The sequence below is a fragment of the Pseudomonas fluorescens genome (assembly GCF_001623525.1).
In the GTDB taxonomy this organism is placed as follows: domain Bacteria; phylum Pseudomonadota; class Gammaproteobacteria; order Pseudomonadales; family Pseudomonadaceae; genus Aquipseudomonas; species Aquipseudomonas fluorescens_Q.
The window spans coordinates 5,956,848-5,978,904 of record NZ_CP015225.1 but is presented as its reverse complement, the minus strand read 5'-3'; the positions used below and the strand labels follow the sequence as shown (position 1 = coordinate 5,978,904).

Below are 22,057 nucleotides of genomic sequence, written 5' to 3'. Positions count from 1 at the left end.
GGTTAATACATAATCTGCGGCGAGGGAGCATGCTCCCGCTCGGCTGCGCAGCAGCCGCTGGCTTTAGGACCGCTACGCGGTCCAGCGGGAGCAAGCTCCCTCGCCACGGGTATTACCGACCATTATGCTTACTTGCCGAGACTGATCTTTGGCGCCCAGGTCAGCCATTCATCTTCAAACTTATCGAACAACGGGAAAGTCTGCTCCGGTCGAGCCGGATTGCCCATTCGTTCGCCATCCGGCGTTGCAAACGCAATGCCGCCCTGGATAAGCGTTTCAAGCGACTCGGTTCGCACCGTCGCGCCCTTGAACAGCCCGAAGTCCAGACCGAAGCCACTGCTATTCCAGAAACGCGTGCCGCTGCGCACCAGCGGCGCGTACTTGGGCTCGATCAGGATATGGATCAACACCCGGTCCGCGGTCTGGCCCAGTTCATAACCCGTGACCTTGCCCACCGTAATCTCGCGGTAGGTCACCGGTACGCCGATCTTCAACGAACCACGGCGGGCCGCGCTCAGCACCAGGCTCAATCCCGCTTCGGGCACAGCGCTTTGCGGTGGGTTGGCCAGGGCCACGAAGTTTTTCTGCGGCCCGAGGTTTTTCGCCGAAGGCTGCACTTCAATGTATTGGCCGGTGACCAGCGTTTCCAGGTTGGAGGTCTTCATCAACCCCAACTCCGGCTTGACCACCCAGAACTGGGACCCGACCCGGGCGATGCGCTCGGGCACTTCGGTGATACGCGCCGTGAGCAGCACCGATTGCATATCGGCACTGAGATCAACATCCTCGACCTTGCCCACATCCAACCCTTTGAACCGGATCGGTGTACCACTGCGCAAACCATCGGCGCGATCGACCTTGATCGTGACCTCAGTGCCTCGCTGCTGTGCGGCTTCGTGATCGGCGAACAGGCGGAAACGCGGAATACGTCTTTTCAGCGGCACATTCGGTTCCGGCGTTTCAAAGGCAATCCCGCCGGCCATCAGGCTTTGCAGGGACTCGCTCTTGACCTGGATCCCGCCCGTCAAACCGCCCGTGAGGGTGATACCACTGGCGTTCCAGAACCGGGTCGAGCCGTTGACCAGCCCTTCGTACTCCTTCTCGATGTGCACACCGATGATCAGTTGTTTCTTCTTGCGGGAGAACTGATAGCTCTGCACCGACCCGACCTTGACCTGCTTGTAGAGGATCGGACTGCCGACCTCCAGCGATCCGAGGTTTTCGGTCAGCAGGACCAGGTGCAGCCCCGGGGAACGCAAGTCCAGCGGTGGAGCTTTTGCCCGAGCTTCGAACTCGCGTTGCGGCGCGCCGCCCTTGTCACCCGGACGCACGGCAATGTAATTGCCCTTGACCAAGGCTTCCAGGCCGGTGATACCCGCCAGGGAGATGGATGGCTTGACGACCCAGAACTGCGTGCCGGTTACCAGGTAATCTTCGGCCAAGGGGTCCAGGGTCAATTCAGCCGTGGCGCTGGCCAGGTCCGGATCGACCTTGAGGTTCTTCAGGCTGCCGACCTGGATACCTTTGTACATGACCGGCGTACGACCGGCCTGCAACCCTTCGAAATCGCTGAGCTTGACCTTCACCCGAATGCCCGCCGCAGCGGCGTCAAAGTCTTCGTAAAGACGGAACGGCAGGCTTGGGTCCGTCGGCGGGCTGTCCTTGCGGCTTTCCGGCGTGGCGAAGGCAATCCCTCCGGCCACAATGCTGGCCAGGGACTCGCTGCGCACTTTGACGCCCGAGAGGTTGGCATCGATGCTGATGCCACTGGCGTTCCAGAAACGCGTGTGTTTGCGCACCAGGCTGGCATAGGTCGGCTCGATGAAGATTTTGATCTCGACCTTGCTCTGATCCTCGGACAGCAGGTAACTCTTCACCTGACCGACCTGAATCTGTTTGTAGAACACCGGGCTACCACGGTTCAGCGAACCCAACCGATCAGCCTTGAGGGTCAGGTGCAAACCCGGCTTGGCGTCCGACAGCGGCGGCTCTTCGGCCAGGGCCTTGAACTTACGGGTCGACTCCCCTTCACCTGGGCTGATAGCCACATAGTTACCCGATACCAGGGTTTCCAGACCCGTGATCCCGGCCAGGCTCACGCTCGGCTTGACCAGCCAGAAACGTGTTCCGGTCTTGAGGTATTGCTCGACGTCCTTGTTCATCTCGATGGTCGCGACCACTCCCTTGGAGTTGCCTTCGTCATCGAGGGTAAGGGCCGTCACTTTGCCGACCGTCATCCCTTTGTAAACGACTTCGGTTTTGTTGACCTGAATGCCTTCTCCACTCTCAAAGCGCACGTTGATCTCGATTCCGGTTTCGTTATAAGCCCGCCAGCCAAGCCAGCCGCCGATGATCAAGGCAATCAACGGCAGGACCCAGATGGCCGACCAGTTCGAAGCCGGTCGAGTTTTAGCGGTAGGCAAATCAGTCATGGTCGTCATCCGACTCCGTGTTATCCCAAATCAGTCGGGGATCGAAGGTTACTGCGGCAATCATTGTCAAAATCACTACGCTGGCGAAAGCGATCGCGCCGAGACCGGCTTCAACACTGGCGAGCCGTCCGAAATTCACCACGGCCACCAAAATGGCGATCACGAAAATATCCAGCATCGACCAGCGGCCAATGAACTCGATGAAACGGTACATAAGGATGCGTTGCTGCGCCGACATAGGCTGATGCCGCTGCACGGAAAACAACAACAAGGCGATGCCCACCAGTTTGAAAGTGGGTACAACGATGCTGGCGATGAACACCACGGCGGCAATAGGAATCATGCCGTGTTGAACCAGCTCGATGACGCCAGCCATGATGGTGCTCGGGGCGCCCTGGCCCAGCGAGTTGATAGTCATGATCGGCAACATGTTGGCCGGAATATAAAGAATCGCGGCGGTGATCAACAACGCCCAGGTCCGCATCAAGCTGTTCGGGCGACGGGGGTGAACCAGCGCGCCGCAGCGAGTACAGGTTTGGTTGTCGACCTCAGCATCCTGCCGATTCAACTCGTGACACTCCGTACAGATCAGAATCCCTGCATCAATCGCCCGCATGGGCATCTTCTCCTGATAACGCCTGCCAGATCTGATGGGGTGACATCACCACCTCCAGCCAGACCTGGACCAGCAACAAACTGATGAAGCACACCAGGCCAAGGCCTACAGTGATGGCCGCCATGTCTGCCAACTTGACGATGGCCACCAACACGCCCATGAGGTAGACCTCAAGCATCCCCCAGTCTCGTAGATGGTGATAAATGCGATACAGCAACAAACCGTAACTACGGCCAAAGTCCAAGCGAATGGACAACAGCACCACCAACTGACAGAGCAACTTGAGCAGCGGAATGCCCATGCTGCACAGGAACACCACTGCCGCGATGCCTTGCATGCCGGTATCAAACAGACCGACCACCCCACTCCAAACGGTGTCCTGGGAGGACTGCCCAAGCAGATTGAGCTCCATGATGGGTAAGAAGTTGGCCGGCACATATAACAGCAGGGCCGCGATAACCAAGGCAAGGCTACGTTCAACTACATTGTGCCGGTGAGCATAGAGCTCATAGCCACAACGGGGGCACTCGGCTTTTTCACCATGGGCCAGTCGAGGCTTGCGCATCAACAGGTCGCACTCATGACACGCCACCAGATCGCTCAGGGGCAGATCTGACAACCTATCAATGTCTGACGGATCGGGCATAAACAGCTCTGGCTCAGCTAAGGTGGGGCTATTCTAGTGCTCCGGCTCGGAAATAACTGTGCAAATTTATCACGAGCGTTCGCAGACTTTTATGATGGGCAAAACAAAACCCCTACCTGCATCAGCAGATAGGGGTTTCGGAATTTAATCTTGACGATGACCTACTCTCACATGGGGAAACCCCACACTACCATCGGCGATGCATCGTTTCACTTCTGAGTTCGGGATGGGATCAGGTGGTTCCAATGCTCTATGGTCGTCAAGAAATTCGGTAGCCAGCGCGTGCCTTGCGGTCACGTTCCAGCGAATGGGTATGCGATAGTTTGTGTGCTGCAATCGAGCGTCTCGAACTTTCGGTTCGTTTCGTCTTCACACACCGCAATCTGGTCTCTTTCGCCTTTTGGCTTGGAGGTGACAAATTGCTTGGGTGTTATATGGTCAAGCCTCACGGGCAATTAGTACAGGTTAGCTCAACGCCTCACAGCGCTTACACACCCTGCCTATCAACGTCGTAGTCTTCGACGGCCCTTCAGGGACTCAAGGTCCCAGTGAGATCTCATCTTGAGGCAAGTTTCCCGCTTAGATGCTTTCAGCGGTTATCTTTTCCGAACATAGCTACCCGGCAATGCCACTGGCGTGACAACCGGAACACCAGAGGTTCGTCCACTCCGGTCCTCTCGTACTAGGAGCAGCCCCTCTCAAATCTCAAACGTCCACGGCAGATAGGGACCGAACTGTCTCACGACGTTCTAAACCCAGCTCGCGTACCACTTTAAATGGCGAACAGCCATACCCTTGGGACCGGCTTCAGCCCCAGGATGTGATGAGCCGACATCGAGGTGCCAAACACCGCCGTCGATATGAACTCTTGGGCGGTATCAGCCTGTTATCCCGGAGTACCTTTTATCCGTTGAGCGATGGCCCTTCCATACAGAACCACCGGATCACTAAGACCTACTTTCGTACCTGCTCGACGTGTCTGTCTCGCAGTCAAGCGCGCTTTTGCCTTTATACTCTACGACCGATTTCCGACCGGTCTGAGCGCACCTTCGTACTCCTCCGTTACTCTTTAGGAGGAGACCGCCCCAGTCAAACTACCCACCATACACTGTCCTCGATCCGGATAACGGACCTGAGTTAGAACCTCAAAGTTGCCAGGGTGGTATTTCAAGGATGGCTCCACGCGAACTGGCGTCCACGCTTCAAAGCCTCCCACCTATCCTACACAAGCAAATTCAAAGTCCAGTGCAAAGCTATAGTAAAGGTTCACGGGGTCTTTCCGTCTAGCCGCGGATACACTGCATCTTCACAGCGATTTCAATTTCACTGAGTCTCGGGTGGAGACAGCGCCGCCATCGTTACGCCATTCGTGCAGGTCGGAACTTACCCGACAAGGAATTTCGCTACCTTAGGACCGTTATAGTTACGGCCGCCGTTTACCGGGGCTTCGATCAAGAGCTTCGCGTTAGCTAACCCCATCAATTAACCTTCCGGCACCGGGCAGGCGTCACACCCTATACGTCCACTTTCGTGTTTGCAGAGTGCTGTGTTTTTAATAAACAGTCGCAGCGGCCTGGTATCTTCGACCGGCGTGGGCTTACGCAGCAAGTGCTTCACCCTCACCGGCGCACCTTCTCCCGAAGTTACGGTGCCATTTTGCCTAGTTCCTTCACCCGAGTTCTCTCAAGCGCCTTGGTATTCTCTACCCAACCACCTGTGTCGGTTTGGGGTACGGTTCCTGGTTACCTGAAGCTTAGAAGCTTTTCTTGGAAGCATGGCATCAACCACTTCGCCACCCAAAGGGTAACTCGTCATCAGCTCTCGGCCTTAGAATCCCGGATTTACCTAAGATTCCAGCCTACCACCTTAAACTTGGACAACCAACGCCAAGCTGGCCTAGCCTTCTCCGTCCCTCCATCGCAATAACCAGAAGTACAGGAATATTAACCTGTTTTCCATCGACTACGCTTTTCAGCCTCGCCTTAGGGACCGACTAACCCTGCGTCGATTAACGTTGCGCAGGAAACCTTGGTCTTTCGGCGTGGGTGTTTTTCACACCCATTGTCGTTACTCATGTCAGCATTCGCACTTCTGATACCTCCAGCAAGCTTCTCAACTCACCTTCACAGGCTTACAGAACGCTCCTCTACCGCATCACTTGCGTGATACCCGTAGCTTCGGTGTATGGTTTGAGCCCCGTTACATCTTCCGCGCAGGCCGACTCGACTAGTGAGCTATTACGCTTTCTTTAAAGGGTGGCTGCTTCTAAGCCAACCTCCTAGCTGTCTAAGCCTTCCCACATCGTTTCCCACTTAACCATAACTTTGGGACCTTAGCTGACGGTCTGGGTTGTTTCCCTTTTCACGACGGACGTTAGCACCCGCCGTGTGTCTCCCATGCTCGGCACTTGTAGGTATTCGGAGTTTGCATCGGTTTGGTAAGTCGGGATGACCCCCTAGCCGAAACAGTGCTCTACCCCCTACAGTGATACATGAGGCGCTACCTAAATAGCTTTCGAGGAGAACCAGCTATCTCCGAGCTTGATTAGCCTTTCACTCCGATCCACAGGTCATCCGCTAACTTTTCAACGGTAGTCGGTTCGGTCCTCCAGTCAGTGTTACCTAACCTTCAACCTGCCCATGGATAGATCGCCCGGTTTCGGGTCTATTCCCAGCGACTAGACGCCCTATTAAGACTCGCTTTCGCTACGCCTCCCCTATTCGGTTAAGCTCGCCACTGAAAATAAGTCGCTGACCCATTATACAAAAGGTACGCAGTCACCCAACAAAGTGGGCTCCCACTGCTTGTACGCATACGGTTTCAGGATCTATTTCACTCCCCTCTCCGGGGTTCTTTTCGCCTTTCCCTCACGGTACTAGTTCACTATCGGTCAGTCAGTAGTATTTAGCCTTGGAGGATGGTCCCCCATATTCAGACAAAGTTTCTCGTGCTCCGTCCTACTCGATTTCACTTCTAAGATCCTTTCGCGTACAGGGCTATCACCCACTATGGCCGCACTTTCCAGAGCGTTCCGCTAAAATCAAAGAAGCTTAAGGGCTAGTCCCCGTTCGCTCGCCACTACTAAGGGAATCTCGGTTGATTTCTTTTCCTCAGGGTACTTAGATGTTTCAGTTCCCCTGGTTCGCTTCTTGCACCTATGTATTCAGTACAAGATAACCATCTTATGATGGCTGGGTTCCCCCATTCAGACATCTCCGGATCACAGTCTGTTTGCCGACTCCCCGAAGCTTTTCGCAGGCTACCACGTCTTTCATCGCCTCTGACTGCCAAGGCATCCACCGTATGCGCTTCTTCACTTGACCATATAACCCCAAGCAATCTGGTTATACTGTGAAGACGACATTCGCCGAAAATTCGATCTTGCTCAAAGAGCAACTCACAAATTTTACCTTAGCCTGATCCGTTACCAGTGAAAGTAACGTCCAGTCTATCTTTCTATCACATACCCAAATTTTTAAAGAACGAACTAGTCAAAGACTAGAAATCAACATTCACCATCGTTTGATGGAATGCTCATTTCTAAGCTTTATACAATCGAAGCAGTAGTGGTGGAGCCAAGCGGGATCGAACCGCTGACCTCCTGCGTGCAAGGCAGGCGCTCTCCCAGCTGAGCTATGGCCCCGTATTTCTACAGGCGTTTCCCACACAAAATTGGTGGGTCTGGGCAGATTCGAACTGCCGACCTCACCCTTATCAGGGGTGTGCTCTAACCAACTGAGCTACAGACCCAATTTCGAGCTTGTAACTGTTAGCTATGAGCTATCAGCTTGGAGCTTAAAGCTGCTTCTATCGTCTTCTTCAATGAATCAAGCAATTCGTGTGGGAGCTCATGAAGCAGCTGCGGTCGTCGATTAAGGAGGTGATCCAGCCGCAGGTTCCCCTACGGCTACCTTGTTACGACTTCACCCCAGTCATGAATCACACCGTGGTAACCGTCCCCCCGAAGGTTAGACTAGCTACTTCTGGTGCAACCCACTCCCATGGTGTGACGGGCGGTGTGTACAAGGCCCGGGAACGTATTCACCGCGACATTCTGATTCGCGATTACTAGCGATTCCGACTTCACGCAGTCGAGTTGCAGACTGCGATCCGGACTACGATCGGTTTTGTGGGATTAGCTCCACCTCGCGGCTTGGCAACCCTCTGTACCGACCATTGTAGCACGTGTGTAGCCCAGGCCGTAAGGGCCATGATGACTTGACGTCATCCCCACCTTCCTCCGGTTTGTCACCGGCAGTCTCCTTAGAGTGCCCACCATTACGTGCTGGTAACTAAGGACAAGGGTTGCGCTCGTTACGGGACTTAACCCAACATCTCACGACACGAGCTGACGACAGCCATGCAGCACCTGTCTCAATGTTCCCGAAGGCACCAATCCATCTCTGGAAAGTTCATTGGATGTCAAGGCCTGGTAAGGTTCTTCGCGTTGCTTCGAATTAAACCACATGCTCCACCGCTTGTGCGGGCCCCCGTCAATTCATTTGAGTTTTAACCTTGCGGCCGTACTCCCCAGGCGGTCAACTTAATGCGTTAGCTGCGCCACTAAGAGCTCAAGGCTCCCAACGGCTAGTTGACATCGTTTACGGCGTGGACTACCAGGGTATCTAATCCTGTTTGCTCCCCACGCTTTCGCACCTCAGTGTCAGTATCAGTCCAGGTGGTCGCCTTCGCCACTGGTGTTCCTTCCTATATCTACGCATTTCACCGCTACACAGGAAATTCCACCACCCTCTACCATACTCTAGCTCGACAGTTTTGAATGCAGTTCCCAGGTTGAGCCCGGGGCTTTCACATCCAACTTAACGAACCACCTACGCGCGCTTTACGCCCAGTAATTCCGATTAACGCTTGCACCCTCTGTATTACCGCGGCTGCTGGCACAGAGTTAGCCGGTGCTTATTCTGTCGGTAACGTCAAAACACTAACGTATTAGGTTAATGCCCTTCCTCCCAACTTAAAGTGCTTTACAATCCGAAGACCTTCTTCACACACGCGGCATGGCTGGATCAGGCTTTCGCCCATTGTCCAATATTCCCCACTGCTGCCTCCCGTAGGAGTCTGGACCGTGTCTCAGTTCCAGTGTGACTGATCATCCTCTCAGACCAGTTACGGATCGTCGCCTTGGTGAGCCATTACCTCACCAACTAGCTAATCCGACCTAGGCTCATCTGATAGCGCAAGGCCCGAAGGTCCCCTGCTTTCTCCCGTAGGACGTATGCGGTATTAGCGTCCGTTTCCGAGCGTTATCCCCCACTACCAGGCAGATTCCTAGGCATTACTCACCCGTCCGCCGCTCTCAAGAGAAGCAAGCTTCTCTCTACCGCTCGACTTGCATGTGTTAGGCCTGCCGCCAGCGTTCAATCTGAGCCATGATCAAACTCTTCAGTTCAAACATCTTTGGGTTTTGAGAAAACCCTAAACTTGGCTCAGCAATCGTTGGTTACATCTTTGATTTCTCGCGGAGTAACTTGTGATGCTGATAATCTGTTGACTAGCAGTCTGACTCCACAAGCACCCACACGAATTGCTTGATTCAGTTGTTAAAGAGCGGCTGGCTGAGTCTTTCGTCTCAACCGAGGCGCGCATTCTACAGCGCCCCGTGTATCTGTCAAGCGGTTATTTTCAGAAGTTTTCAAAGTTTCGCTTCGGAAACATCAACAACTTCAACCACTTGCGCTTCCGATCTCTCGTTAGCGGGAGGCGAATTCTACAGCGTTACTCGCTGCTGTCAACACCTCTTTTTCACCACTTTCGACCGAGAAGATCGAACCGCCGATAGAGCCAAACAACACCGCTCCACCTGCTCCTTCCGGGCTTCGATGAACTGAAGCCCAACACCTTCGAAACTTACTTAACTCGTTGAATCTCAAGGAGTTTTCCGTTTCGACTGCGCCGGAAGTGGGGCGAATTATAGACTTCCAGAATCTGCCGTCAACCCTTAATTACGCTTTTGTTGCAGAAGAGACTTTCCTACCCCGCAAACGCGGGATCCGGCGCATAACCGGCGGGACTCTTAGCATCAACAGTACAGCCCCTATAAAGGCGTATATCGCCCACTCCTTCAGATCTGCACGCACGATCCACAGCATATGCAGCAACCCAAGCCCCAGGATCAGATAAACCAGGCGATGCAATTTCTTCCAACGCATGCCAAGCCGCCGCTGACTGTAGCGATTGGATGTGACCGCCAACGCCAGCAGGCCGAGAAACCCAAGCGCCCCGACGATAATGTAAGGCCGCTTGCTCAACTCGACGCCCAACTGCGACCAGTCGAAGCCCAATATGAACGCCGCATACCCACTCAAATGCAGCACCACATAAGCAAAGCACCACAACCCCAACTGCCGCCTGACCGCAATCCACCCCGCCCATCCCGTCAGCTTTTGCAGCAGCGTCATGCTCAAGGTGATCAACAACAGGATCAACGTGCCCAACCCGAGCCGATCCACCAGCACCTTGCCCGGGTCAGGACCCAGCGAGTTCATCAAGGCCTCGTAAAGCCAGAACAAGGGCCAGATCGCCGCCGCAATGAAGACGCCGACTCGCCAGACGGGAAAACGCATCAGTAGTCCTTCCTCAGGTCCATCCCTGCATATAAAGAAGCGACTTCATCCTGATAGCCGTTGAACATCAACGTATCGCGGACATTGGGACTGAACAGCCCGCTCGGTAAACGACGCTCATGCGCCTGGGTCCACCGCGGGTGATCGACCGTCGGATTGACGTTGGCATAAAAACCGTATTCGTCAGACGCAATGCTCTGCCAAGTCGTCTTTGGCTGCTCACTCACCAGACTGATACGCACGATGGACTTCACACTTTTGAAACCGTATTTCCATGGGACCACCAACCGCAGCGGCGCGCCGTTCTGGTTCGGCAACTCCCGCCCGTACATTCCCACCGCCAGAATGGCCAACGGGTTCATGGCCTCATCCAATCGCAAGCCTTCGACATACGGCCAGTCGATCAAGGCGAAACCGGAACGCTGCCCCGGCATGACCTTGGGATCCTGCAGGGTTTCGAAGCGGATGTACTTGGCCTTGGAGGTCGGCTCGACCTGCTTGAGCAAGGCAGAGATGGGGAAGCCAATCCACGGAATGACCATCGACCAAGCCTCGACACAGCGCAATCGATAGATACGCTCTTCCAGTTGATAAGGCTTCATGAAGTCTTCCAACCCGTAGCGTCCCGGCTTGCCCACCTCCCCGTCCACGACCACGCTCCAGGGCTCGGTCTTCAACGATCCAGCATTGGCTGCCGGGTCTCCCTTGTCAGTTCCGAACTCATAGAAGTTGTTGTAATGAGTTGCGTCCTTGAACGGCGTGATGGGTTCATTCTTGACCGTGACCACGCCCCATTGGACCGAGGGCAGTTTCTCGGCAAACCAGGACGGCGCCTTGCCGGGCTCGACATCGGCATAACGCGCCGCATCGGCAGCACTGGCCCATTGAGGCAAGCCGCTGACGGCGAGACCAGCCAGGGACGCACCGAGCATTTGCCGACGGGATAGATAGAGGGATTCGGGCGTGACGTCCGATTCACGGCAGTCGGACGACTTAGGGATCTTGATCAGCATGACAACTCCGCAGTATTGGAGGGCAGGTGCACCAATAGACTGCGGAGTATGGGGGAAATTACATTAAGGCAACGTTTAGCGTCGGCGAAGACGCAACAAGTATTGCACCGGTCCGGAAGCGGCATAGCCCAGGAAAACCAACAACAGGATACGCGGTGGATCACTGAACACCACTGCGAACACCAGCACCACCGCCAGAATCGCCACGAACGGCACACGCCCCTTCAGGTCGAGCTCCTTGAAGCTGTTGTATTTGATGTTGCTGACCATCAACATCCCGGCCGCCGCAACCAGCAACGCCACCAGGAACGACATTTTCGACCCCTGGATGCCGTAGTCGCTGAATGCCCAGACGACACCTGCCACGACACCCGCCGCGGCCGGACTGGCCAGGCCGATGAAGTAACGTTTGTCAGCCTTGCCAACCTGGGTGTTGAAACGCGCCAGGCGCAACGCCGCCCCCGCCACATAGATAAAGGCAACCATCCAGCCGACCTTGCCCATGTCTCCCAGCGCCCAGCCGAACGCCAGCAAGGCGGGAGCCACGCCAAAGGCGACCATGTCGGACAGTGAATCATACTCAGCGCCAAACGCACTCTGGGTATTGGTCATGCGGGCCACGCGCCCGTCCAGACCATCGAGCACCATGGCGACGAAGATCGCAATGGCGGCGAACGCGAAGTAACGGCTCGCCCCTGCGCCATCCCCGGCGCTCAAGGCAGCCTGGGCACTCATGGAGTTGATGATGGAATAGAAACCGGCGAACAGGTTCGCGGTGGTGAACAGGTTCGGCAATAGATAGATGCCACGATGCCGGACCTTACGGCCTTCAGCGTCATGGCCTTCTTCGACGTGTTCATCGATGGGTAGCAGGCTTTCGGCGTCAGGAGCCTGGTTTGGCTCGTCGGGACGTTCGCTCATGGACAATACCTTGCAACGGTGTGAAAAAATTCGACAGATGTCTGGGACGACGGTTCGGCCGCAAACGATGCAGCTTTATACCAGAAGCCACCGCCCAAACGAAAAAACGCGGCCAAGGCCGCGTTTTTCGACTCAAGTTCGCGACTTAGTTCTTGGCTTTGTCGACGATCTTGTTGGCGCTGATCCACGGCATCATCGAACGCAGTTGCTCGCCGATGATTTCGATACCGTGCGCAGCGTTGTTGCGACGCTTGGCGGTCATCGAAGGATAGCCGGTGGCGCCTTCGCTGATGAACATCTTGGCGTATTCGCCGTCCTGGATACGTTTCAGGGCGTTGCGCATGGCCTGACGGGATTCGGCGTTGATCACTTCCGGACCGGTCACGTACTCGCCGTACTCGGCGTTGTTGGAGATCGAGTAGTTCATGTTGGCGATACCGCCTTCGTACATGAGGTCAACGATCAGCTTCAGTTCGTGCAGGCACTCGAAGTAAGCCATTTCTGGCGCGTAGCCCGCTTCGACCAGGGTTTCGAAACCGGCCTTGACCAGTTCAACGGTACCGCCACACAGAACGGCTTGCTCGCCGAACAGGTCGGTTTCGGTCTCGTCCTTGAACGTGGTTTCGATGATGCCGGTACGACCGCCACCCACGCCAGCGGCGTAGGACAGGGCCACGTTCTTGGCATTGCCCGAAGCGTCCTGGTAGATCGCGATCAGGTCAGGGATACCGCCGCCTTTCACGAACTCGGAACGCACGGTGTGGCCCGGGGCCTTCGGCGCGATCATGATCACGTCGAGGTCGGCACGCGGCACGACCTGGTTGTAATGGATCGAGAAACCGTGGGAGAAGGCCAGGGTCGCGCCTTTCTTGATGTTCGGTTCGATTTCGTCGCGATACAGAGCGCCCTGGAACTCGTCCGGCGTCAGGATCATGACCAGGTCGGCAGCGGCAACGGCGGAAGCCACGTCAGCCACTTTCAGGCCATGGGCTTCTGCCTTGGCAACGGTGGCCGAGCCTTTGCGCAGGCCGACAGTCACGTCAACGCCGGAATCTTTCAGGTTGCACGCCTGGGCGTGACCTTGGGAACCGTAGCCGATGATGGCGACTTTCTTGCCCTGGATGATCGACAGGTCGCAGTCTTTATCGTAGAAAACTTTCATGAATTTCCCCTCTATCCGGCCGTTCAGGCCATTCGCTAATTTGGTTTAGATGCTCAGTACTTTGTCGCCACGGGCAATCCCGGTGACGCCACTGCGTACGGTTTCCAGAATCGAGGCAGTGCCGATCGATTGAATGAAGCTGTCGAGCTTGTCGCTGGTACCGGTCAACTGAACGGTATAGACGCTGGCGCTGACATCGACGATCTGCCCACGATAAATATCGGTAGTACGTTTGATCTCGGCGCGCTGGGCGCCGGTGGCCTTGACCTTGACCAGCATCAGTTCACGCTCGATGTGAGCGCTTTCCGACAGGTCCACCAGCTTGACCACCTCGATCAGCTTGTTCAGGTTCTTGGTGATCTGCTCGATGATTTCATCGTGCCCCACGGTGGTCAGCGTCAGACGCGACAGGGTCGGGTCTTCGGTTGGCGCCACGGTCAGGCTTTCAATGTTGTAGTTGCGCTGCGAGAACAGGCCTACAACACGAGACAGCGCACCCGGTTCGTTTTCCAGAAGCAAGGAAATAATGTGTCGCATGATTAGGTACGCTCCGTCTTGCTCAGCCACATATCGCGCATGGAGCCGTCTTTGATCTGCATCGGGTAGACGTGCTCGCTGGTGTCGACCGCAATATCGATCACCACCAGGCGATCCTTCATGGCGAACGCTTCCTCCATCTTCGACTTCAAATCCTTCGATTCGGTGATGCGCACACCAACGTGACCGTAGGCCTCCGCCAGCTTGACGAAATCAGGCAACGATTCCATGTACGAGTGCGAGTGACGGCTGCCGTAGCTCATGTCCTGCCACTGGCGAACCATCCCCAACACACCGTTGTTCAGGATCACGATCTTCACCGGCAAACCGTATTGCAGGCAGGTGGACAGTTCCTGGATGTTCATCTGGATGCTGCCCTCGCCGGTGACGCAGGCGACATCAGCCTCTGGAAAGCTCAACTTGATGCCCATGGCCGCCGGGAAACCGAAGCCCATGGTGCCCAGGCCGCCGGAGTTGATCCAGCGATTGGGCTTGTCGAACTTGTAGTACTGCGCAGCGAACATCTGGTGCTGGCCCACGTCGGAGGTCACAAAGGCATCGCCCTTGGTCACTTCGCACAGGGTTTCGATCACGGTCTGCGGCTTGATCACACTGCCGTCACCCTTGTCATAAGGGAACAGGCCACGATCGCCGCGCCATTCATCGACCTGCTTCCACCAGCTGGCCACGGACTCCTTGTTAGGAACCTCGCCGATTTCCTTGAGGATGGCGACCATTTCGGTCAGCACGCTCTCTACAGGACCGACAATCGGCACGTCTGCCTTGATGGTCTTGGAGATGGACGCCGGGTCGATGTCGATGTGGATGATCTTGGCGTTCGGGCAGAATTTCGCCGGCCCATTGATAACGCGGTCGTCGAAACGTGCGCCGACCGCCAGGATGACATCGGCGTGGTGCATCGCCAGGTTGGCGGTGTAGCTGCCGTGCATGCCAAGCATACCGATGAACTGACGGTCGGTGCCAGGGAACGCGCCCAGGCCCATCAGCGTATTGGTGACCGGCAGGTTGAGCATTTTTGCCAGTTCAGTCAGCGGCGCGGAGCCACCGCCGAGGATCACGCCACCACCGGAGTACAGCACCGGGCGCTTGGCCGCCAGGAGCATTTCGGCTGCCTTGCGGATTTGCCCGGAGTGGCCGCGTACGGCCGGGCTGTAGGAACGCAGCTTGGCTTTTTTCGGGAAGATGTATTCGAACTTCTCGGCCGGGTTGGTCATGTCTTTCGGGACATCGACCACAACCGGGCCAGGACGACCGGATTCAGCCAGGTAGAAGGCCTTCTTCATGACTTCCGGGATCTCCGATGCGTGCTTGATCATGAAGCTGTGCTTCACGATCGGCCGGGAGATACCGATCATGTCGGTTTCCTGGAATGCATCGGTCCCCACCATGGTGCTGGGCACCTGGCCGGAAATGATCACCATCGGGATGGAGTCCATGTACGCGGTAGCGATACCGGTGATGGCGTTCGTGGCGCCTGGACCGGAAGTCACCAGTACCACGCCGGCCTTGCCGGTGGCACGGGCATAGCCGTCAGCCATATGGGTGGCCGCCTGCTCGTGACGAACCAGGATGTGGGTCACTTCCGGTTCTTTGAACAGGGCATCATAGACATGAAGAAGAGCACCACCGGGGTACCCGTAGATATATTTGACGCCTTCGTCACGCAAAAAGCGGACGAGCATCTCACCGCCAGATAAAAGCTCCACGTTGTTCACCTCTAAAACGCCAGAATACCGACCCACAAGAAAGGGACGGGTCTTAATAGGTTTACTTCTCGGCAGAGCATGAGCGACGGTGGTCGCCGACTACGTCAGCACTGACTGAGCAAGTATTGGGATCGTCCCAAGTGTTGCGGGCCTTTCCCACCCAGCGCGAGGTAACGCGTTGCGGGTGTAACAGGTCGGCGCGGATGTGCGCCTCATGATCTGCTGAGTGGGTCTGCTTCTGGCAGTCCCTCTACAGCGGACTTTGGATTCTTCTGTTTCGCCTCCTTCAAGTCAAGTCGTCTATGTGTTTTATTCGAAGTAAGCGCATGAGAACGCAAGAAAAAACCTTTAAACGGCAACTGTGTTAGCTTCAATTGCGCAACCCATGACAAGGAAACAGCATGCGAATGATCTTCTTGACGGCCAGCCTGCTGGTTGGCCTGAGCCCGATGTGCATGGCCGGCCAGGTCTACAAATGGGTGGACGCCCAAGGCGTTACCCACTTCGGCGCCCAGCCGCCGGAAGGCACGGAGGCCACGACAGTGATCAAGTCCGCCCAGCCGCCCGCCAAACCGGCGGCACCGCCGTCTGGCGGAGTCATTGGCGACCAAAAGGCCATCGACCAACAGGTCAAGAAACAGATTGCCGAGCAGGAAGCCCAACTAAAGGCGTTCTGCGAACAGGCGCGGACCAACCTGGCGCAATTGCAGAACAATCCCAGGGTACGTGAAGACGTGGAGGGGGAAATGCGCCGCCTCACCGATGAGGAGCGGCGCCTGCGGATCGACGAGACCCGCAAGCAAATCGAGGAGAACTGTCAGTAACGCCGGTCAGCCGGCGTTGCTGATCAACTGATCGAACTGCGCCAGCAGCCGCTGCAACTCGATGCCCTGCCCTGGCCGCTGGGCATAGACCATCTCGGCCATGGCAAGGATGCCCGAGGCGTTGGGCAGCGGCAGGTCGTTTTCCAGGATAGTTTTCATCCTGGGCAGGAAGATCCATTGCAGCCATTGCTCGAAGTCCAGGGTGTCGACCGCGAACGGCTCGACGCTGGCCAGCGCCTGCGCCGAAGGCGACACATCGCTCCACCAGCCCTGGACCCGCAGTTCCCGCTCGATCAACAGCAACTGATCGGCGACTCGAGGAAAACGCGTATCCATCAGAGCGAAACCTTGGCCTTCTGACGGGCCAATGCCGCGCCAGCGGAATCGCCCTGTTTCTCACGGGCCTGGGCGATCAATTCCCACAGGCTGGCCTGGAGCGCCGGACGACCACTGGAGAATGTCAGGCCACGACGGGCCAGCTGTTCGGCTTGCGGCGCGTCGCCCTGGGCCATGCGCACCTGGGCCAGGCGATAAAGCACCTGGGGTTCGCGCGGCGCGACACGCTGGGCGCGCTCCAGGCTGGAGGACGCACCGTTGAGGTCACCGCCGGCCTGTTGCTGTTGCGCGGTGGTCAGCAGGGCCAGCACCGGGCCGTCGAGCTGTTCATCGGCGGACAGACCACCGGCTCCTGCCGACGGAATGCTGCTCGGCGTCGAAGGCATGCTGTAGCTGCCCTGATCGATCGGCGAGGTTTCGATTGGCCCGGGGGTGATCGGGCCCGGCGTGATCGGCGTGCTGCTGATCGGCGCCGAGGTCGTCGCGCCGCCACCTGGCACCATCACGACGACACCGGTGTCGCCCTGCGGGATTGCCTGGACCTGGCCCTGCACCGGCCGCTTTACCGTCGTCTGACGGAAACCGCCGTTGGCCGAGACCCGCTCACTGTTGGAAACAGCGGTGCCGGAGTCAACGACCGGAATCGAACCACGTTGTACGGTAGAACAACCACTGAGCAAAGCCACGGCTGTTACCGCTGGAATCAACCACTTGTTCACTTGAAACCCTCTTTGCTTAATTCATCCAGTCCTTGACCCAATCCATCACCGATTCGGCGGGATTCGTGCCGCCACAGGCAGCACCAGGTGGCGGTTCGCTGCCGCGAATATACGGCATCTGCACAGCGCCCGGGCAATTGGCATCGGAGCCTTGCCCCGTGCGCGAATCGACCCACGCCTGGACGATGTTGTCCGGTTGCGGCATGTCCAGCGGCAGCGGGTCGGCCTTGCGCATGAAACTGGTCCAGACCTGCAGCGCACCGGTAGCACCGGTGAATGGGGTCTTGCCGTTGTCATCACGTCCGAGCCAGACCACCGCCAGCAGGTCCTGGCTGAAGCCGGCGAACCAACTGTCGCGCGAGTCGTTACTGGTGCCGGTCTTGCCCGCCAGGGTCAGGGTCCGGGGCAGCACGTTATAGACCGAACTGCCGGTGCCTTCACGCATGACCCGCTGCATCGCGCTCTGGATCAGGTAAATGGAGGCCGGATCGAAACGCTGCTGGATCTGGAACGGATAACGCTTGAGCGGCTCGCCATCGGCGGTTAGCACACTGCGAATCCCGCGCATCGGCGTATTGAAACCGCCGTTGGCCAGCGTCTGGTACATGGCCGCCACTTCGATCGGCGTTAGGCCACCGGCCCCCAACAACATCGATGGGAACGCCGGGAGTTCGCGACTCACCCCCAGGCGCGCCAAGGTCTTGAGTACGTTCGGGACGCCGACCTCAAGTCCGAGGCGAGCCGTCGACAGGTTGTAGGAATGCGCCAGCCCCTGGTACAGGAACACCGTGCCGTGGGAACGACGATCATAGTTCTGCGGTTTCCAGACCTGGCCATCGGCCCCCTTGACCGAGAACGTCTCGTCCGACAGCCAGCTGGTCAACGTGTATTGGCTCGGCTTTTCCAGGGCGGTGAGGTACACCGCCGGCTTGATCAGCGAGCCAATCGGGCGCACCGCATCCAGCGCCCGGTTGAAACCGGCGAAACTGGCCTGCCGGCTGCCGATCATGGCCTGGACTTCGCCGGTTTCCGGGTTGGTCACCACCATGGCCGCTTCGACTTCGTCAGCGCCCTTGCGCCCACCCAGTCGCTTGAAGGTGTCCTCGACCGAGGCTTCGGCTTTCATCTGCAGGATCGGGTCGAAACTGGTGAAGATGCGCAGGCCTTCTTCGGTCAAGTCTTCGTCGCGGTAGTCTTCCCGCAGCTGACGCTTGACCAGGTCCATGAAACCGGGGAACGAACTGTCTGCCAGGCTGCCACGCTTGGTCACGCCTAACGGCATCTTTTTCGCCGCCTCGACTTGCTCGGCCGTCGCCACACCCTGTTGTTGCAGCAGGTCGAGCACCAGGTTGCGCCGTTCGAGGGCGCGTTCCGGATTACGACGCGGGTTATAGGAAGACGGTCCCTTGACCATGCCCACCAACAACGCCACCTGATGCAACTTGAGCTCGGACAGCGGTTGGCTGAAGAAGAACTGGCTGGCGAGGCCGAAACCGTGCACCGCCCGTTGACCGTCCTGGCCGATAAATACCTCGTTGAGGTATGCCTCCAGGATCTCCTGCTTGTCGTAGTGCAGCTCCAGCAACAACGCCATCATGGCTTCGGTGAGCTTGCGGGTCAGGCTGCGTTCGTTGGTCAGGTAGAAGTTCTTGACCAACTGTTGGGTCAGCGTGCTGCCGCCCTGGCGCATGTGGCCCGAGGAGGTATTGACCCAGACGGCCCGGGCAATCGACTTGGGCGAGACGCCGAAGTGATGGTAGAAGTCGCGGTCTTCGACGGCGATCAGCGTATCGAGCAGGAACGGCGGCACCTGGTCGATCTTGATCAGGATCCGGTCTTCGAGGTTCTTGGGGTACAGGCCACCAATGAGCAGCGGCTCAAGGCGCACCACCGACAGGCTTGCGTTGTTGGCGCCGGTCAGCGCAGCGACATAATCGCCGGAAAAACGCACCCGCACCGGTTGTGCCTGCTCCATGCCCTCATAGAACTGGAAGCCACGGGTATTGAGGTCGATGGTATTGCCATTGACCGAGGCCGCGCCCGGACCATTGGCCACGCTTTCACGGCGATAACCCAAGGCATCGAGCTCGGTCAGGAAATCATCCTTGCTCAGCTTTTGTCCGACGAACAGCTCCAGCGGCCGGGCATAGACCTTGGCCGGAATGGTCCAGCGCTTGCCGGAGAACTTCTCCTGGACCACGGCATCGAGATAGACCGCAAAACCGGCGAGCACGACGAGGCCCACCAGGCTGAGTTTAAGGGCCCAGCCCAGCCAGGGCCGCAGGCGGCTGGCGGGTGGTTTCTTGGGGGTACGGGGGGATCGGGTACGAGTCATGGCGGCGGATTATACGCACTTTGTCGGGGTTCAACATGAGCCCTCCACGCGGTTTGCGTTAGCGCGGCTTGCGGCCATAATGACGGCCTGAATTTTTCCAGTCTATGAAGGACCGCCCGTGAGCCAATCCCTGATCGCTGCCCTGCAAAACCCGGCCCTCTACCCGCATCCCGTCGAAGGGTTCCAGGTCATCGAGACCCACATTTCCTGGGTATTGCTCACTGGGCCATACGCCTACAAATTCAAAAAACCGGTCAACTTCGGCTTCCTCGACTTCACCAGCCTCGAGGCGCGCAAGCACTTCTGTGGTGAGGAGTTGCGCCTCAACCAGCGCCTGACCCAGGACCTGTACCTGGACGTCCTACCCATTACCGGCAGCGCCGAAGCGCCGCAGCTGGGTGGCGACGGCCCGGCCATCGAGTATGCCCTGAAGATGCGTCAGTTCCCGCAGAGCGAACTGCTCAGCACGCTGCAAGCCAACGGCGAACTGACCACCGCGCACATCGACGAGATGGCCGCGCAGATCGCCCAATTCCACCTCGCCACGCCCAAGGTGCCCGCCGAAAACGACGCCGGCACCCCGCAAAGCGTGATGGCACCGGTGCTGCAGAACTTCGAACAGATCCGCCCGTTCCTCAACGACAAGGCCGACCTGTTGCAACTCGAAGCCCTGCAAGCCTGGGCCGAAAGCAGTTTCGAACGCCTCAAGCCGCTGTTCACCCAACGCAAGGCCGAAGGCTTCATCCGCGAATGCCACGGTGATATCCACCTGGGCAACGCCACCGTGATCGACGGCAAGGTGGTGATTTTCGACTGCATCGAGTTCAACGAGCCGTTCCGTTTCACCGACGTCTATGCCGACACCGCATTCCTGGCGATGGACCTGGAGGACCGCGGTCTGAAATCGCTGGCACGGCGCTTCGTCAGCCAGTACCTGGAACTGACCGGTGACTACCAGGGCCTGGAGCTGCTGAACTTCTATAAAGCCTATCGTGCCCTGGTCCGGGCAAAAGTTGCGCTGTTCAGCATGCCGGCCGAAGCCGATCCGGTGCAGCGCGCCACCACCCTGCGCCAGTACCGCAACTACGCCAACCTGGCCGAAAGCTACAGCACCATTCCTTCGCGCTTCCTGGCCATCACCCACGGTGTCTCGGCCGTCGGCAAAAGCCATGTCGCGATGCGCCTGGTAGAGGCGCTGGGCGCCATTCGCCTGCGTTCGGACGTGGAGCGCAAGCGTCTGTTCGGCCAGCAACAAGTACCCAACGATCCACAGGCCGGCATTTATAGCAGCGACGCCAGCAGCGCTACCTACGCCCGCCTGCATGAAATCGCCGCGGTGATCCTGCGCGCCGGCTTCCCGGTGGTGATCGATGCCACTTACCTCAAGCGCGATCAACGCGACGCAGCAGCGAAAATCGCCGAAGCCACCGGTGCTCCGTTCCTGATCCTCGACTGCAATGCGCCGCAAGCGGTCATCGAAAGCCGCCTGGCACAACGTCAGGCCGACCAGAAAGACCCCTCCGATGCGAATCTGGCAGTCATTGCCGCCCAACAGTCCAGCCGTGAAGCCCTGACCCCGGCGGAAATTCTCTGCAGCAAACGGGTCCAAACCAACGAAAGCGGCACACTCGACATCGTGGTCGCGCAGATCCGCCAGCGCCTGCCAGGCCTGTAACTATTTCGGCCGTGAAGCGATGCCCGGCTTCACGGCCGACAAATAGTGGCACTATACTGGCGTCATAAAACCAACAGGTGATATGAAATGAGCCTTCCCAAGCTTCTCAACACCCCGCTGTATGCCTTGCTACGCAAAGACGATATCGCCGGGTTCAACAGCGAACGCCCACAAGGTCCGGTCGACATGCGTGGTGGCGACTTTCGCGGCCTTGATCTGCGGGAACTGAATGCGGACGACGTTGACTTCAGCGACGCCTACTTCCGCTCCGCCGATCTGCGTGGCATCGATTTTCGCAAGTCGTCACTGGAAGGCGCGAGCCTGGCCCACGCGCAAATCTCCGGTGCCTACTTCCCGCCGGAGCTGTCTGCGGACGAGATCCTGATGTCGATGAACTTCGGCACCCGGTTGCGCTACCGCACTCGCTGAACCTGTTTGAAGCGGGTCGGCCAGCGAGCGGAACCGCCACAGACTGAAATGGACCTCCAGCGCCCCCGCTTGCGCTGGAGCATGTAGTTTGCAGCCTTTTC

The 22,057-nt window shown here is 57.6% G+C and carries 15 protein-coding genes, 2 tRNA genes and 3 rRNA genes; 3 read left to right on the top strand and 17 right to left on the bottom strand.

What is annotated here, in order from left to right; all coding sequences use genetic code 11:
• Positions 1-128: 128 nt before the first annotated feature.
• From TK06_RS25885 to TK06_RS25820, 14 genes are all read right to left on the bottom strand, one after another.
• Positions 129-2,432: a PqiB family protein gene (locus tag TK06_RS25885; RefSeq protein WP_063325219.1), complete on the bottom strand. Its 2,304-nt coding sequence runs from the start codon at positions 2,430-2,432 to the stop codon at positions 129-131.
• Positions 2,425-3,048: a paraquat-inducible protein A gene (locus TK06_RS25880; RefSeq protein ID WP_063324362.1), complete on the bottom strand. Its 624-nt coding sequence runs from the start codon at positions 3,046-3,048 to the stop codon at positions 2,425-2,427. The genes TK06_RS25885 and TK06_RS25880 overlap by 8 nt, the downstream gene beginning before the upstream one ends.
• A complete protein-coding gene (locus tag TK06_RS25875) occupies positions 3,035-3,694 on the bottom strand; it encodes a paraquat-inducible protein A (protein WP_058546013.1) in 660 nt (219 codons plus the stop codon). The genes TK06_RS25880 and TK06_RS25875 overlap by 14 nt, the downstream gene beginning before the upstream one ends.
• 148 nt (positions 3,695-3,842) lie before the next feature.
• Positions 3,843-3,958: ribosomal RNA gene (gene rrf, locus TK06_RS25870) — 5S ribosomal RNA — on the bottom strand.
• Positions 3,959-4,128: 170 nt separating this feature from the next.
• A 23S ribosomal RNA gene (locus TK06_RS25865) occupies positions 4,129-7,017 on the bottom strand.
• Between the two features lie 244 nt (positions 7,018-7,261).
• A tRNA-Ala gene (locus tag TK06_RS25860) sits at positions 7,262-7,337 on the bottom strand.
• Between the two features lie 30 nt (positions 7,338-7,367).
• A tRNA-Ile gene (locus TK06_RS25855) sits at positions 7,368-7,444 on the bottom strand.
• A gap of 123 nt (positions 7,445-7,567) precedes the next feature.
• Positions 7,568-9,104, bottom strand: a 16S ribosomal RNA gene (locus tag TK06_RS25850).
• The 16S, 23S and 5S rRNA genes sit together here with 2 tRNA genes alongside, the layout of an rRNA operon.
• Positions 9,105-9,657: 553 nt before the next feature.
• Positions 9,658-10,278 (bottom strand): protein-methionine-sulfoxide reductase heme-binding subunit MsrQ, encoded by a 621-nt coding sequence (msrQ, locus tag TK06_RS25845; RefSeq protein WP_063324361.1) that lies wholly within the window; start codon positions 10,276-10,278, stop codon positions 9,658-9,660.
• The gene (gene msrP / locus TK06_RS25840; RefSeq protein ID WP_063324360.1) at positions 10,278-11,291 is read right to left on the bottom strand and encodes a protein-methionine-sulfoxide reductase catalytic subunit MsrP; all 1,014 of its coding nucleotides are present in this window, start codon (positions 11,289-11,291) and stop codon (positions 10,278-10,280) included. The genes msrQ and msrP overlap by 1 nt, the downstream gene beginning before the upstream one ends.
• Before the next feature lie 75 nt (positions 11,292-11,366).
• Positions 11,367-12,212 carry a CDP-diacylglycerol--serine O-phosphatidyltransferase gene (pssA, locus tag TK06_RS25835; RefSeq protein ID WP_063324359.1) on the bottom strand — a complete coding sequence of 282 codons (846 nt, stop codon included), beginning with the start codon at positions 12,210-12,212 and terminating at the stop codon, positions 11,367-11,369.
• A 145-nt stretch (positions 12,213-12,357) separates the two neighbouring features.
• Complete coding sequence (ilvC, locus tag TK06_RS25830; RefSeq protein WP_024779611.1) at positions 12,358-13,374, bottom strand: ketol-acid reductoisomerase; 1,017 nt, start codon at positions 13,372-13,374, stop codon at positions 12,358-12,360.
• Positions 13,375-13,419: 45 nt separating this feature from the next.
• Positions 13,420-13,911 carry an acetolactate synthase small subunit gene (gene ilvN, locus TK06_RS25825; RefSeq protein WP_003205610.1) on the bottom strand — a complete coding sequence of 164 codons (492 nt, stop codon included), beginning with the start codon at positions 13,909-13,911 and terminating at the stop codon, positions 13,420-13,422.
• A gap of 2 nt (positions 13,912-13,913) precedes the next feature.
• Positions 13,914-15,638: an acetolactate synthase 3 large subunit gene (locus TK06_RS25820; RefSeq protein ID WP_003205612.1), complete on the bottom strand. Its 1,725-nt coding sequence runs from the start codon at positions 15,636-15,638 to the stop codon at positions 13,914-13,916.
• A gap of 401 nt (positions 15,639-16,039) precedes the next feature.
• On the opposite strand from TK06_RS25820, the gene TK06_RS25815 reads away from it, so the two are divergent.
• Complete coding sequence (locus tag TK06_RS25815; protein WP_063324358.1) at positions 16,040-16,462, top strand: DUF4124 domain-containing protein; 423 nt, start codon at positions 16,040-16,042, stop codon at positions 16,460-16,462.
• A gap of 6 nt (positions 16,463-16,468) precedes the next feature.
• On the opposite strand, the gene TK06_RS25810 is transcribed toward TK06_RS25815, so the two are convergent.
• Genes TK06_RS25810 through mrcB form a run of 3 tightly spaced genes read right to left on the bottom strand, consistent with a single transcriptional unit; the run spans position 16,469 to position 19,852 of the window.
• Positions 16,469-16,798 carry a YqcC family protein gene (locus TK06_RS25810; protein WP_063324357.1) on the bottom strand — a complete coding sequence of 110 codons (330 nt, stop codon included), beginning with the start codon at positions 16,796-16,798 and terminating at the stop codon, positions 16,469-16,471.
• Positions 16,798-17,517 (bottom strand): tetratricopeptide repeat protein, encoded by a 720-nt coding sequence (locus TK06_RS25805; protein ID WP_063324356.1) that lies wholly within the window; start codon positions 17,515-17,517, stop codon positions 16,798-16,800. Before TK06_RS25805 ends, TK06_RS25810 begins: the two co-directional genes overlap by 1 nt.
• A 16-nt stretch (positions 17,518-17,533) precedes the next feature.
• On the bottom strand, positions 17,534-19,852 hold the full coding sequence (gene mrcB / locus TK06_RS25800; protein ID WP_063324355.1) for a penicillin-binding protein 1B: 2,319 nt from the start codon (positions 19,850-19,852) through the stop codon (positions 17,534-17,536).
• A 118-nt stretch (positions 19,853-19,970) separates the two neighbouring features.
• Here mrcB and TK06_RS25795 point away from each other — a divergent pair, with 118 nt between their 5' ends.
• Positions 19,971-21,527 carry an AAA family ATPase gene (locus tag TK06_RS25795; RefSeq protein WP_063324354.1) on the top strand — a complete coding sequence of 519 codons (1,557 nt, stop codon included), beginning with the start codon at positions 19,971-19,973 and terminating at the stop codon, positions 21,525-21,527.
• An 87-nt stretch (positions 21,528-21,614) separates the two neighbouring features.
• The gene (locus TK06_RS25790) at positions 21,615-21,956 is read left to right on the top strand and encodes a pentapeptide repeat-containing protein (protein WP_063324353.1); all 342 of its coding nucleotides are present in this window, start codon (positions 21,615-21,617) and stop codon (positions 21,954-21,956) included.
• The last annotated feature ends 101 nt before the right edge of the window (positions 21,957-22,057 follow it).